Here is a 13,501-nt window from a genome sequence, read left to right as displayed (position 1 = left end):
TGAAGAGAAAGAAGAAGCCCGCGCGGAGGCCCCGGCTCGTAAGGAGCGGTCCAGCTCGCGTACCCGCACTCGCCGCAGTGAGCCCGAGCCGGAGCCGGAGCGCACGGCGTCGCGCAACACCGGCTCGTCGGGAAGTGGCGTGGACTCGATCATCGGTCAGCTGGATCGTTCGGGAAGCTCGTCGAGCGGTTCCGGCGGTAGCGCCCCGGCAGCGGCGAAGAACGTGCCGGATAGCCTGTCGCGCTCCCAGGTGGCGGGGACGATTCGTAAGTACAACTCGCAGATCGCCGGGTGTGCTCGTGACTCCAACTCCGGTGGCCTCAGCGGGACGGCGCGCGTGCGCTTCGCCGTGCAGCCGGCCGGCAACGTCACCGGTGCCAGCGTGCAGGGCGGTCCGATGGCCGGTACTGACCTTGGCGGGTGCATTGAGCGCGTGGTGAACTCGATGCGTTTCCCCGAGTCGAAGAGCGAGCTGCCGATCACGTATCCCTTCGTGATTCGCTGAGCGACGCGCTTTGGTCCAGGCGTCATGATTGAAAAAGCCCGCGAGTGAGAGCTCGCGGGCTTTTTTGCGTGTGTGCGTTTGGCGTGACGCGTGGGGGGTGGGGTCAGTCGGCGTGCTCGTCGATCTCGCTGTCGAGCAGACGCTGGAGGCGCTCCTCGTCGATGCTGACGGCGATGGTGGAGCCGGCGGCGATGGTGACCAGGCCGGGAGCGGCGCCCCGGGGTTTTCGGACGTGGCGGGCGTCGGTGTAGGTGACGTCGATCAGAGAGTCTTCGCGGCCGCGGGAGAAGTAGGCGGCGAGTGTGGCGGCGTCGAGCAGGGTCTCACTGTCGGTGTCTTCGCCGCGGTCGCGGCGCACCACGACGTGGGCACCGGCCCAGTCGCGGGCGTGCAGCCAGAGGTCGCGTCCGCGCGCGATGCGGGTGGTGAGCGCGTCGTTATGACGCGCGCCGCGACCCACCAGGATGATGTCGCCGCGGCGGGAGCGAAACTCGCGGTAGGGAGGGCGCGGCGCGAGCGCTTTGCGCGCGGCGCGTTGGCGGTGGGTGGTTTTGAGGAGCCCCTCGCCGCGGAGCTTCTCCTTAAAGGCGGTCAGGGTATCGAGATCCGCGTCGGCGAGCTCCTGAAGGCCCTGGCGGGCCTCTTCGAGGGCTTCGAGGAGGTCGGCGGACTCCAGGTAGCGGGTCTCGACGTCGTCGCGGGCCTCTTTGTAGCGGCGGTACTGGTGGAAGTAGCGGTCGATGTTCCACTGGAGGTCGTGAGCGGGGTCGAGCTCGATGGTGATCTCGGGCATGCCTTCGACGTAGTAGTCGGGGACACGGACCTCGGCGGCACCTCGCTCCACCTTGCCGTAGGCGCTTTGCAAGAGCTCGCCGAACTTCTTGAAGTCGGCGGCCTCGTCGATGCGCTGGAGGTCCTGCTCGATATGTTTGACGCGCCGGCGCAGGCTTTTGGCGCGGGAGCGAAGATCGCGGGAGAGGGTGGTGAAGAGGCTCTCGCGCGCGTCGCGCTTGCGTGCGGTGCGTGTGTGATGATCGATGAAGGCGGAGCGGCTGCCGTCGGGGGGGAGCGCGGCGAGCTCGTTGGTGGGTGGGGGGCCGAGCTCGGGAGGTGCCGGGGGCGGGAGGTAGGGCGTGGAGGGGCGTAGCGGACGATCGCCTAAGGTGCGGGCGTGGGCGGTGCCTAAGACGGTGTCGTCTTCGGTGAGAACGATGTTGGGGTGATGTCCGACGAGCTCGGCGATCAGGCGCAGAGCGCGGCGGGGGGCTTTGTCGTCTTCGGGCTGCGGCTCCCAGTCCGGGTCGACTGCGGAGAGGTGGAAGGTGAGGACGCGGTCGGCCGGGTCGAGGTCGATGCCCTCAATCCAGGCGCCGTGGAGCCACTTGCGAAGTAACATCACAAAGGCTTCGGGGCGGCCTTCGACTCTGGGGCGTTCTGCGACGAGGTGGGCGCGGGCGTCGGCCGGGGCGGCGCTCAGAAAGATATGGTGGGTCTGTCCGGGGACGCGCACCTGGAGGGTGAGCTGTCGCGGGCCAGCCGGAAAAACTTTCTGGATGACGCCGGGGATGGCCAGGGTGGCGAGCTCTTCGACGATCAGGGCGAGGTCAGCGTGGGAGAGGGTCATAAGGGCTCAGGGGGGCGGCGTGAGGAAAATTTGGGGGCGCGCGTGGCTCGTGTTAGCGTCAGCACCTCAGAGAGGGCGCCGATGGGGTGCCACGGTGCAGGTGTGAGACCAGGCCTTGAGGGTAGCAGGTATGTGGCGAAGAGGGATGCTTGTCGTGATGTGGGTCGGTGCGCTGCTGATGATGGGGTGCGCGACCGGGGGGCCGTCGGAGGAGGAGCAGATCGAGAAGAGCGCTCAGTTTCATTATGAGATGGGCGCCGGCTACTTTCAGTCCAACGAGGTGACCCACGCGATTCGGGAGCTGACGCGCGCGCTGGAGATTAACCCGGACCACGCTCAGGCGCATTACCTGATGGGGATCATCTACATGGGGAGGCGCGACTACCGTCGCTCGGTGAATCATTTTGAGGAGGTTCTGCGGGTGGAGCCGAGCTTCCACTTTGCGCGCAATAACCTGGGGTCGGTGTATCTGGCGATGGAGCGGTGGGAGGACGCCGAGCGGGAGTTTTTGGTCCTGATCGATGAGACGCTCTACACCACGCCGGAGCTCGCGCATAACAACCTGGGGTGGGCTTATTACAACCAGCGTCGGCTCGCCGAGGCTCTGGAGCACTTCCGGATGGCCGCCTTCCTCGCCCCGCAGATGTGTCTGGCGGATAACAACCAGGGGTTGGTGTATGAGGCGATGGGCAATGCGAGTGAGGCGGCGCGCTACTACCGCCTGGCCATTGAGAAGTGCCCGGAGAACTACCAGGAGCCGCACTTCAACCTGGGGAAGTTGATGCAGGCACGCGGCGACGGGCGCGCTGTGGAGCACTTCCGCCGCTGCGTACAGATTCAGCCGCGCAATGATCTTGCGGAGCGCTGCCGTCAGTACCTGAGCGTGAACTGAGGCAGCGCCGGGACGTCATGTGCGGGGGCGACCGCGCAGCGGGAAGACGTCCTGGTCGGGGATGTGGCGGCCGGCGTGGGTGCCGGGTGGGGCGAGGGCGTCGATGGCGTCTTCCAGCTCGTCGTCCCAGGTGAGGCCAGCGCTTTGAAGGGCGTCTTCGGCCTGGGCCAGGGTGCGCGGTCCGATGATGACGGAGTCGACCAGTGGGTTGGCCAGCGTCCAGGCGGTGGCGAGCTGGCTTAAGGGGATGTTGCGGGCGTCTGCCAGGGGGCGGAGTTTGTCGACGACGTGGAGGGAGTCTTCGCGCCACTCGGCCTGACGCATGCGCACGTCACCGCGGGCCAGGCGAGAGCCTTCGGGGGCGGGAGCGTCCCAGCGGTACTTGCCGGTGAGCACGCCGCGGGCCAGCGAGGAGTAGGTGACCACGCCCATGCCGTAGTTCTGAGCCATGGGGATGAGCTCGCGCTCGATGTCGCGGTTGAGGATGTTGTAGAGGGGCTGGACGACGTCGACCGGTTGCCAGCCGTGGGCGCGGGCGATGCCGATGCGGTCGGCGATCTCCCAGGCCTGGTGGTTGGAGACGCCGCTGTAGCGGATCTTGCCGCTGCGGGTGAGGTCTTCGAGCGCGCGCAGGGTCTCTTCGGGGCGAGTGTGGGGGTCGGTGAAGTGGAGGTAGAAGATGTCGATGTAGTCGGTGTTGAGCCGCCGCAGGGAGTCTTCGCAGGCTTTGATGAGGTGACGCGCGGAGAGGCCGCGGTCGTTGGGCAGCTCGCTCATGGGGCGGCAGGCTTTGGTGGCGAGCACGATCTGGTCGCGGCGGCCGGCCATCAGCTGGCCGACCATCGTCTCGGAGCCGCCGCGGCTGTACATGTCGGCGGTGTCCCAGAAGAAGACGCCGCGCTCCAGGCAGAGGTCGGCGATGTTGCGAGCCTCATTGAGGTCGGTGCGATCGGCAAACATCATCGTGCCCAGGCAGATGCGGGAGACGGTGAGGCCGGTTTTTCCAAGGCGACGATGGGGGATGTTGAGGGGGGGGCTCATAGCGATTTACAGCTCGTTTGGGGGGAGGGTTGTTGAGGGTGATTCAGGTGGGGAACTCGTCTTTGACGCTGCGGCGCATCAGTCGCTCGAAGATCGACGGGGCGAACTTGTGCAGCCAGTAGGCCTGGCGGGCGGTGGCGCCGATGAGGGCGATGCGGCGGCGGTGGATGGTCGCGTCGATGATGGCGTCGGCGACCTCGGAGGGGTTGAGCTCAGAGGCGTTGTCGCGGGCGTCTTTGCGAAAGGCGGTCTTGATGTACGCGGGGCAGGCCAGCGTGACGGAGACGCCCTGGTCGACGAGCTCGGTGCGCAGGGAGTCGAAGAAGCCGTGCAGCGCGTGTTTGCTGGCGGCGTAGGCGGTGCGTCCGGTCAGGGGCGCGAAGCCGGCGACGCTGGAGATGGCGCAGATGCGGCCTTTTGAGCGCGTAAGATAGGGCAGCGCAGCCTCGGTGATGCGTACCGCACCCATGAGGTTGACGTCGATGACCTCTTCGATGCGGGCGCTGGTGGTGTCTGCGAAGAGCGCGCGGGAGGGGATGGCGGCGTTGTTGTAGAGGAGGTCGATGCCGCCGAAAGCTTCGGAGGTCTGCGCGATGGCGCGCTGGCAATCGGCGGGATCGCGCAGGTCGGCGTTGATGGCCAGGGCCTGAGCGCCTGATGCGCGGACCATCATAAAGGTGCGCTCCAACGCGGCCGGGTCGCGCTCGAGCAGCGCGAGGCGGTCGCCGCGGCGGGCGTGGGCGCGGGCGAGCTCAAATCCCAATCCGCCGCCGGCGCCGGTGATGAGCACGGTGGCCGGTCCATCGAGGGTGCGGGCTTTGCGGTAGCGCTCAAAGGCTTCGTCGGTGGTCAGCGCGGGGGTGAAGCCGAAGTCGCGTTTGAGGGCGGTGTTGTCGAGGACGGGGCGGTGCTTGATAAAGAGAACCTGCTCGGGCCCGTAGGGCCCGATGCCGCGGCTGGAGAGCGCCGCCAGGGCGGTGCGTACCAGGGACTCGGGCAGGGGGAGGTAGCGGTTGTTCATGCGCCGGGCGATCTCAGCGAGGGAGAGGACGCCGTCGCCGGTGAGGTTGTAGATGCCGGTCTTGCCGGTGTTGATGCCGTGGCGGATGGCGTCGACGACGTCGAAGTCGGCGACGATGCAGAAGGGGGAGTCGGCGCCGCGGATGCCCGGGACGACGGGCTGCTCGAAGAGTCCGGTGATCTGGTTGTCGGTCTGAGGGCCGAGCACGGTGGAGACGCGGAAGATCAGCTGGCCCAGGTGGGGGAAGTCCTGACGCGCGCGCTCGAGATCGTCTTCGACCATGCGCTTGTGGTGGGCGTAGGCGAAGACCTCGTTGCCGCGGACCGGGTCGCTCTCTTTGAGTGAGGGCGGGTTGTCGGGGTGGTAGCCGTAGGCGGCGCCGCTGGAGGTGTAGATCAGCTGTTTGACGCCGTGCTTTGCGCAGGCGCTGACGACGTTGCGGGTGCCGATGACATCGACCTCGTATTGGAGCTTGCGGGTGTCGCCGGGGGGAGGGGTGACGATGGCAGCGAGGTGCACGACGATGGCGGGTTGATGTCGGGCGATGAGGGTGTCGACGGCGTTGGCGTCGCGGATGTCGAGGTCAGCGCGGATGAGGCGCGCCTCATCGGGAAGATCCTCGGCCAGGGGGCGGATGTCGGTGGCGACGATCGTGCGAGAGGCTGCGGTGTCGTCGAGGAGCGCGCGCAGCAGGGCGTCGCCGACAAAACCGGCCGCGCCGGTGATGAGGATGGTGGCGTTTGCAGAGGAGTTCTTCTTGGACTTTGCCATAGGGACAGCCATCTCAACGTCGTGAAGGGGAAAGGAAGCGGGGCATCGTGAGGGGATGAAAGGAAGCGAGGTTCAGGATGCGGCACGGGGGCTCTGGGGGCGCGACCAGAGGGCGGCCATGAAGAGGCCGGCGATAATATGCCAGATGCCCCACCAGCCGGCGATGACGGCCATGCCGCCCAGGCCGCCGAAGAAGGCGAAGATGAGCACCAGGCCCAGGCCGGAGTTCTGAATGGCGACCTCGATGGCGAGCGCCCGGGTGTCTTCTAAGGGGAGGCCGGCGACGCGGCCGGCGGCGTAGCCCACGATCCAGGCGGTGGCGTTGTGGAGGGCGACGGGGATGAAGATGATGCCGATGACGGCGATGAAGGCGCTCATGTTGGAGCGGAAGGCCACGATGATGAGCAGAGCGAAGAGCAGGATAGAGAGGACTTTAAAGGGGCGCTCGGCTTTGTCGGCGATGGAGGGGGCGTAGTGGCGCAGGAGCATGCCCAGGGTCAGGGGCAGCCCCAGGAGGATGAAGACATTGAGGAGCATGTCGAGGGGCTGGAGGCTGAACTCGGTGAGGATGGCGCGGGTGTCGGCGGATCGGGAGCCCCAGAACGCGACGTTGAGGGGGGTGAAGATCATCGCGGCGGTGGTGGAGAGGGCGGTCACCGAGATGGAGAGGGCGGTGTTGGCCCGGGAGAGGTGGGCGATGAAGTTGGAGATGTTTCCGCCGGGGCAGGACGCCACGAGGATCATGCCCAGCGAGACGGAGGCTGGAAGATCAAGGAGGCGGGTCAGGCCCCAGGTGGCCGCGGGCAGCAGGCCGAACTGGGCGAGCATGCCGACGAGGGGCGCGCGGGGGTGTTTGAGGACGTAGCGGAAGTCGTCGACGCGCAGGGAGAGCGCGATGCCGAACATGATCAGCCCCAGGATGACGTTGAGGGCCATCAGGCTGGAGGGATCGAAGTTGAGCTCGATGGCGTCGATGCTCTCGCGCATGTCAGGTTGCCTCACGGCGCTGTAGGGGGCTTGACGCATCTGACCGTTCGGTTAGTGTTTTATCGGACCGAAGCGAAATCCGTCAACGTGAGGGATGATCATGAGTGAGCCGGGCTTGAAGGTAAAGGACGTCGTGGAAACGAAGGTTGCAAAGGGTGCGGCGATCGCTGCGGACTTGCCTCAGGGTACGAAGGGTGAGGTTGTGGACCGAGGGCAGCGTGTGTGTGTGATCGGCGCGGGGCCCGCGGGTCTGGCGACGGCGCGCGCGCTGGCGCGTAACGGCGTGCTCTACGATCAGTTTGAGCGTTCGGATGATGTGGGCGGGGTGTGGGACATCGACTCGGAGTACAGCAATATGTACGAGTCGGCGCATCTGATCTCCTCGAAGAAGTCGACGCAGTTCGATGACTTTCCGCTGGGGGAAGAGGTGGCGGATTACCCGTGTCATCGCACGATTCTGAAGTACTTTCGGGATTTCGCGCAGGAGTTCGGGCTCTATGAGCGGATCCGCTTCGGGGCGAGTGTGGAGGAGGTGGAGCGTCAGGGGGAGGGCTGGCGTGTGACGCTGGATACGGGGGAGGCGTTTTTGTACGACGCGGTGTGCATCGCCAACGGGCACCTCAACGATCCGAACTGGCCGCAGTTTGAGGGTGAGTTTGAGGGGGAGATGTTCCACTCCTGCGACTATCGCACCTCGGAGGTGTTTAAGGGGAAGCGGGTGTTGATTGTGGGCGCGGGCAACAGCGGGTGTGATATCGCGATCGACGCGGTGCACCAGGCGACGTCGGTGGATCTGTCGATGCGTCGGGGCTATCACATCGTGCCGAAGTATATTCTGGGGGTGCCAGCGGCGGATTTCGGGGCGGGCAGCGGCAAGTTAAAGATGCCGATGTGGTTGAAGCAGCGTGTGGACACGTTGTTGTTGCGTCGGATCGCGCCGGACCCGCGCAAGTACGGGATCCCGGAGCCGGACCATAAGTTGTATGAGAGTCACCCCATTGTGAACTCGCAGCTGCTCTACCATCTGGGGCATGGGGACGTGAGAGTGCGCAGCAACGTCTCGCGTTTTGAGGGCAAGACGGTGCATTTTGTGGACGGGAGCCAGGGGGAGTACGACGTGGTGGTGATGGCCACCGGCTATAAGCTGACGTTTCCCTTCCTGGATACGAAGTATCTGCCCTGGCGAGGCGGGAAGGCGCCGCAGCTCTACCTGAACATCTTCCATCCGGAGGAGGATGATATCTTTGTGATGGGGCTGATTGAGAGCGACGGCGGCGGCTGGCAGATCCGAGACTGGCAGGCCGAGGCGGTGGCGCGCTTTCTGGTGGCGCGTCGCGAAGACCCGCGCAGGGCGGAGGCGTTTCGCAAGCTGAAGAAGGGGCCGGGGCCGGATACCAGCGGCGGGGTGGATTTTTCGAAGTTCGAGCGGATGGCCTACTACGTGCGAAACGCGGTGTACCGCGAGCGGATGCAGGAGCTCATCGGGTGGTTTGACTCGCCGCTGGGGCGGCGCGACTGAGGGCCGGGGGGGGCTCAGAGGTGGGCGCGGGATTCGACGGCGTCGAGGAGAACGTCGACGAGCCAGTGAAGGTGGGCGCGTCGCTCGGCGATGTGTTCTTCGGCCAGGGGCTTGTCCTGCCACATCGGGGCGAGCACCGAGGCGTAGGTGAAGTGGTGAAGGACGGAGCCGGCGACGGTTTCAAAGAGGTTGCGTACGGAGAGGGGCCCCTCATCGGGCGCGATCTCCCCAAACGTCTCGTTCGCCCAGGCGATCATCGGGGTTAATCCCCGTCGCACCGTGGGGATGTGTTCACTGTGTTCGGTGGCGGCGACGTGCTGGACAAGTTTGGGCCAGTTGCGGTGCTCGACGATGAAGTCGACGTAGCCGTCGATCATGTTGTGGACGCGATCTCGTAACGTGCCGGTGGCCTCCCAGGCGTCGCGCAGGGCTTCGGTGTGGCTCTCGAAGTAGTGGAGGAGGACGGTCTCGAAGAGCTCATCTTTGCTGTTGAAGTGGTAGAAGATCAGCGCTTTGTTGACCTCGGCGCGCTCGGCGATGTCGCGCACGCTGATGCGGTCGAAGCCGTAGGTGCCGAAGAGGTCTTCGGCGGCTTTGAGGATTCTGTCGCGTCCTTCAGACATAGAGACTCCACCGTGAGGCTGTCGAGCTGTGGGAGGGTTAGCGCGCGGGGTTGAGGTCGGCGTCGAGTTCCACGACGAAGGTCAGCTCCGGTCGGTTTTGAAGGGCACCGAGGGGAGCCCGGTAGGGGGTGAGGCCGAGGTCGGCGTGGGAGAGCTGGACCTGGCCGCGGGCGCGGATGTGATCGGGATCCACGTGAAGATCGAGAGGGAGTATAAAGTCGCAGCGGGTGTTGCGCACGGTAAGGTTGGCGTGCATCCGCGTGTCGGTGCCGATTTCAATGCGGTGGCAGGCAAAACGAAGCTCGGGGTGGCGTGCGGCGTCGAGCTGGTTTTTCGCGAGCATGTTGTCGGCGGTGGCGTTTCGGTCTTTGAGGCTAACGGTACCCGGGAGGCCGACGCGGGGGCGGTCTTCGTCGGCGTCGACGATGAGGTCGCGGGCCGGGAAGGTGAGCTCAAAGGCCAGAGACGCGATGTCGTCTGTGTCGATGTCGAGGCGCGACTGCGTGGGGATGGCGCGCACGACGTGATCGTGGCCCATGCGTGAGAGCATGCGGCTGTCGTCATTGCGGACGATGACGGCGGCGAAGAAGGTCGCCGGGGAGAGTTCGATAAAGCCAGTCATGGGACGCTCTCGCGAACGGTCGTCATTGGACGGATCTGTAGTACATCAACCTTCAGAGGGGGGCAAAGGCGATTTGTGGGCGCTCACTAAGGAGCGCGAAGGGGTGGGAGGGCGCTGCGCGAGAGCGCAGCGCCCGATCGCCGAAGGTGGCGAGGTTGGAGCCGGTAGGAGGGGGTTATTCTGCGGCCGGATCGACGGCGTCGTAGCGGGTGTTGCGGCGGCGCAGCTGGGCGCGGCCTTCGGTGGAGATGAGGGTGCCGGTGGCGCCGCGGCCGAGGTTTGCGGCGTTGCCCTCATCGGTGTCGATGTGCATCTCCAGGCGGTATTTTTCGGAGACGCGCACCAGGACATCGCCGAAGGTGAGGTCGCGATCGCCGCTTGCGACGGCGACTTCGACGACGTCGCGGTCCTGGACGCCGAAGTGCTCGGCGTCGTCCGGAGTCATATGGATGTGGCGCCAGGCGCAGATGACACCCTGGTCGAGTTTGACCTGTCCGGCGGGGCCGACCAGCAGGATGCCCGGGCTGTTGGCGACGTCGCCGGAGGCGCGCACCGGGGCGTCGATGCCCAGGGCGAACTCGTCGGTGCGGGAGATCTCCAGCTGGTTGAGTGAGCGTGTGGGACCGAGGATGCGCACGGCGGGGAACTCGTTTTTGGGGCCGACGACGCGCACGGTCTCCTCGGCGGCGAACTGACCGGGTTGGGAGAGGTCGTTGCGGGGGGTGAGTTGGTAGCCGGGACCGAAGAGGGTTTCGACGGCGTCCTGGGTGAGGTGGATGTGCCGTGCGGAGACGGCCACGGGGATGGGGCGTTGATCGAGGGTGAGTTCGTCGGATTTGAGGATGAGCTTGGAGACGGCCTCGGCGATGGCGCGGCTCTCATCGGTGCGCGCGACGAGAAGGCGCGTGCGGGCGTGGGGGGTGGAGAACATCTGAACGGGCTGTTCGCCGGCGAGTTGAAGCTCGCGGTTGCGGTCTTCATCGAGGCGAGCGCCGAGGAAGTCGAGGCGCTGGGCGATGCGATGGCGCATCAGCGCGCTGTTTTCGCCGATGCCGCCGGCGAAGACGATGGCGTCAACGCCGCCCATGACCGCGGCGTAAGCGCCGATGTACTTGCGCACGCGGTGGGCGAAGACCTGGATGGCGAGTCGGCAGTGGTCGTCGCCGTCGGCGGCGCGGGCCTCGATGTCACGCAGGTCGTTGCCAACGCCGGAGAGCCCGGCCAGGCCGCTTTTGCGGTTGAGGAGTTCGTCGAGCTGATCGGCGGTGTAGCCGTGCTCCCGCATCAGGTGAATGAGCAGGCCGGGGTCGATGTCGCCGGTGCGGGTGCCCATGACGAGGCCTTCCAGGGGAGTGAGCCCCATGGAGGTTTCGATGGAGCGGCCGAACTCCACGGCGCAGAGGCTGGCGCCGTTGCCGAGGTGGCAGGTGATCAGGCGCAGGTCGCGCACGTCGGCGTCGAGGAACTCGGCGGCGCGCTGGGCGACGTAGGCGTGGCTGATGCCGTGGAAGCCAAAGCGTCGCAGGCCCGGATCTTCCGCCATCTCGAAGGGGAGCGCATACGTGCGGGCTCGCCGCGGCAGTGTGGCGTGAAACGCGGTGTCGAAGACGGCGACGTGGTCGACGTCGGGGAGGAGTTTGCGCGCGGCGCGGATGCCGGCCAGGTTGGCGGGGTTGTGCAGGGGGGCGAGGCTTGCGAGCTCGTCGATGGCGTCTTCGACCTCGGAGGTGATGCGGACCGGGTGGGTGAAGCGCGCGCCACCGTGAACGACGCGGTGTCCGACGCCGGCGATGGCGGCGGGGTCATCGAGGCGCTTGAGGAGGAGATCGATGGTTTTTTTCAGCGCCTGCTCGTGGTCGACCTCACCGAGGTCGGTGGAGGCGTCTTCGCCGTCAAAGCGCAGCGTGGCGTTGGGTTGGCCGATGCGCTCAATGTCCATGCGGGCGACATAGGCGCCGGTGGCGTGTTCGCGAACGTCGGCTTTGATCGATGAGCTGCCGCAGTTGATGACGAGGATCTTCATCGGTGACTCCTGGGGAGGGGGGAACCAGGCCGGATAGCGCGCGATGGGCGCGAGAGCCGGACATGCTGAGCGTTGACTGTGCGCACCATTTCACAGCGTGGCGAGGGTGTGCAACCCGGGTGGCGACGCGGTGGGCATAGGAGCGGGGTGTGGAGGGGGAGGGTCGCGCTGCAAAGCACGTCGGTGAGGTTGCGCAGCGGGTGAAGAGCTCCGCAGACCCGGACGGTGAGGTTGCGGAGAGCTTGAGGCGCCGCGCAACCGTGATCGGTGAGGTTGTGGAGAGGGTGAGGCGCTACGCAAACCTAAGCGACGACGTTGTGGAGAGGGTGAATGCCTCGAAAACCTCGGTCGGTGAGAGATTCGGGGTCACTTGACCCCACGAAAGTCTCGGCCGGTGAGAGATTCGGGGTCACTTAACCCCACGAAAGTCTCGGTCGGTGAGAGATTCGGGGTCACTTAACCCCACGAAAGTCTCGGTCGGTGAGAGATTCGGGGTCACTTGACCCCATTTTTTCTCGGTGACCGAGGTTTTCGAGGGGTAGATCCTACTTGCGGGGTAGGCGACCGAGGTTTTGAAGGGGTGATTCATCCGCAACGTAGAGGCGGGTGGCGTTGTGGGGGGGATCAGCGGGAGGGGGCAGGCAGTGCTTTGAGGAGGAGGGCGCGTGTGGTGCTGGCGAGCGCCTGGAGGGAGCGGGTGCGGAGGCTGGGGGAAGGGGGAGCGGGTACGGCGCGCGTGAGGGCGGAGAACCAGCGCTCGGGGTTGCTGTCGCGAAGGATGCCTTCGAGGCAGAAGACGGCGACATCGTGGACGCCGGCGTGGAGGGTGGCGCCGAGGTCCAGCGCGAGCTCGGTGGGGGAGGTGTAGGCGGGCTCGTCGCCGAGCACGCCGGTGCCGGTGAGGCCGATGGAGGCGTGGGCGCGGTGGCCGAAGTGCGTGTGAAGGTGACGCAGCAGGCGCCAGTGGATGTAGCGGGCGTCGGCCGGGGTGAGCAGGCCGCGGGAGTAGCCGGAGAGCATCGAGCCGTAGGTCATGATGCCGGCGAGTGGCCAGTCGATGTGCATCCAGGGGGTGCGTGCGATGCGTTGCCAGAGGTTGTGGCCGTCTCGGAGATCATGGGCGGCGGTGGGCAGTGTGATGCCCAGGGTGGGGATGTTGAGGCGGTGGAGCTCGGTGCTCAGATCCCGGAGCAGGGTGTGTGCGGCGGGGAGGTCGAGCGCCCGGTGCGGACGCGGAAGGTGTAACGAGGGTGACGTCGGGACGAAAGGGCGGAGCACGCGCTCATGGAGGCGTTTGAGGGCGTCGAGAGGGGGCTCCAGGTCGATCGCGACCAGGGCGGGGGTGGCGTCCCTCTGGATCAGCTCGTATACGAGGTCACGGGTGTAGGGGGCAAAGATCGGGAGGGTGGTTGTGTTGGGCCAGTAGCCTTGCTCGGGGCTGAGCAGGGGCCAGATGCCGGGCTCGAGACCCAGCGCGCGAGCGCGGCGGATGAAGGTGGCGGCCAGGTGGAGGTCGGCGTCGGGGCGGATCGCGGCGATGGGGTGGATGCGGTGTCTGGCGAGCAGCTGCAGCAGCGGAGGGCTTGTGAGTTCGGCCAGGGGGAGGTGCTCGGACCAGATACGCAGGGTGGGAGAGGGCATGGTGGAGGCGACGTGAGGGGGATGAAGGGGGGCTCTCGGTGTGGAACGTGGGGACTCGGCAGGGAGGTTGAAGATACGTTACAATGGTGTGACACGAAGGCCGGTGAGCCGCCGTGGGGGCGCGGTGACGCGCCGGCGAGTGCGAGCGAGATGGCGAGAGACGCGAAAATGACGAGCACGTTCCGGTGAGGCGCCGACCTGAGGGGCCGGTCGGAGCATAGGACCACAGCGC

At 66.3% G+C, this 13,501-nt stretch carries 12 protein-coding genes; 4 read left to right on the top strand and 8 right to left on the bottom strand.

The window, feature by feature from the left end:
• Nucleotides 1-505 (top strand): AgmX/PglI C-terminal domain-containing protein (locus FRC96_RS10570; protein ID WP_146974462.1); only part of this gene is annotated, 505 nt, incomplete at its 5' end.
• Between the two features lie 103 nt (nt 506-608).
• On the opposite strand, the gene FRC96_RS10565 is transcribed toward FRC96_RS10570, so the two are convergent.
• On the bottom strand, nt 609-2,129 hold the full coding sequence (locus tag FRC96_RS10565) for an Rqc2 family fibronectin-binding protein (protein ID WP_146974461.1): 1,521 nt from the start codon (nt 2,127-2,129) through the stop codon (nt 609-611).
• 145 nt (nt 2,130-2,274) lie between these two features.
• Here FRC96_RS10565 and FRC96_RS10560 point away from each other — a divergent pair, with 145 nt between their 5' ends.
• Nucleotides 2,275-3,021, top strand: a complete 747-nt coding sequence (locus FRC96_RS10560) for a tetratricopeptide repeat protein (RefSeq protein WP_230470118.1) — start codon at nt 2,275-2,277, stop codon at nt 3,019-3,021.
• A 15-nt stretch (nt 3,022-3,036) separates the two neighbouring features.
• On the opposite strand, the gene FRC96_RS10555 is transcribed toward FRC96_RS10560, so the two are convergent.
• The 3 genes from FRC96_RS10555 to FRC96_RS10545 are packed head-to-tail and all read right to left on the bottom strand — an operon-like array spanning nt 3,037 to nt 6,880.
• A complete protein-coding gene (locus tag FRC96_RS10555) occupies nt 3,037-4,062 on the bottom strand; it encodes an aldo/keto reductase (protein ID WP_146974459.1) in 1,026 nt (341 codons plus the stop codon).
• 43 nt (nt 4,063-4,105) lie between these two features.
• On the bottom strand, nt 4,106-5,866 hold the full coding sequence (locus FRC96_RS10550) for an SDR family oxidoreductase (RefSeq protein WP_146974458.1): 1,761 nt from the start codon (nt 5,864-5,866) through the stop codon (nt 4,106-4,108).
• Between the two features lie 60 nt (nt 5,867-5,926).
• Nucleotides 5,927-6,880, bottom strand: a complete 954-nt coding sequence (locus tag FRC96_RS10545; protein WP_230470117.1) for a bile acid:sodium symporter family protein — start codon at nt 6,878-6,880, stop codon at nt 5,927-5,929.
• 163 nt (nt 6,881-7,043) lie between these two features.
• Here FRC96_RS10545 and FRC96_RS10540 point away from each other — a divergent pair, with 163 nt between their 5' ends.
• The gene (locus FRC96_RS10540; RefSeq protein WP_230470116.1) at nt 7,044-8,360 is read left to right on the top strand and encodes a flavin-containing monooxygenase; all 1,317 of its coding nucleotides are present in this window, start codon (nt 7,044-7,046) and stop codon (nt 8,358-8,360) included.
• Nucleotides 8,361-8,374: 14 nt separating this feature from the next.
• On the opposite strand, the gene FRC96_RS10535 is transcribed toward FRC96_RS10540, so the two are convergent.
• The 3 genes from FRC96_RS10535 to FRC96_RS10525 all read right to left on the bottom strand — a co-directional run bounded on the left by FRC96_RS10535 (nt 8,375) and on the right by FRC96_RS10525 (nt 11,628).
• A complete protein-coding gene (locus tag FRC96_RS10535; protein WP_146974456.1) occupies nt 8,375-8,983 on the bottom strand; it encodes a TetR/AcrR family transcriptional regulator in 609 nt (202 codons plus the stop codon).
• Between the two features lie 37 nt (nt 8,984-9,020).
• The gene (locus FRC96_RS10530; RefSeq protein WP_146974455.1) at nt 9,021-9,605 is read right to left on the bottom strand and encodes a YceI family protein; all 585 of its coding nucleotides are present in this window, start codon (nt 9,603-9,605) and stop codon (nt 9,021-9,023) included.
• Between the two features lie 175 nt (nt 9,606-9,780).
• Nucleotides 9,781-11,628 carry an acetate/propionate family kinase gene (locus FRC96_RS10525; protein WP_146974454.1) on the bottom strand — a complete coding sequence of 616 codons (1,848 nt, stop codon included), beginning with the start codon at nt 11,626-11,628 and terminating at the stop codon, nt 9,781-9,783.
• Nucleotides 11,629-11,777: 149 nt separating this feature from the next.
• Here FRC96_RS10525 and FRC96_RS10520 point away from each other — a divergent pair, with 149 nt between their 5' ends.
• Entirely contained in the window at nt 11,778-12,002 is a 225-nt protein-coding gene (locus FRC96_RS10520; RefSeq protein WP_146974453.1) for a hypothetical protein, read from the top strand.
• 250 nt (nt 12,003-12,252) lie between these two features.
• Here FRC96_RS10520 and FRC96_RS10515 read toward each other — a convergent pair whose 3' ends face one another.
• Nucleotides 12,253-13,269 carry a hypothetical protein gene (locus FRC96_RS10515; RefSeq protein ID WP_146974452.1) on the bottom strand — a complete coding sequence of 339 codons (1,017 nt, stop codon included), beginning with the start codon at nt 13,267-13,269 and terminating at the stop codon, nt 12,253-12,255.
• Between the last annotated feature and the right edge of the window lie 232 nt (nt 13,270-13,501).

Origin of the sequence: Lujinxingia vulgaris (assembly GCF_007997005.1) — a bacterium.
Taxonomy (GTDB): Bacteria; Myxococcota_A; Bradymonadia; order Bradymonadales; family Bradymonadaceae; genus Lujinxingia.
Note: the sequence above shows the minus strand (reverse complement) of the source record. Positions and strands in the feature narration are given on the sequence as shown.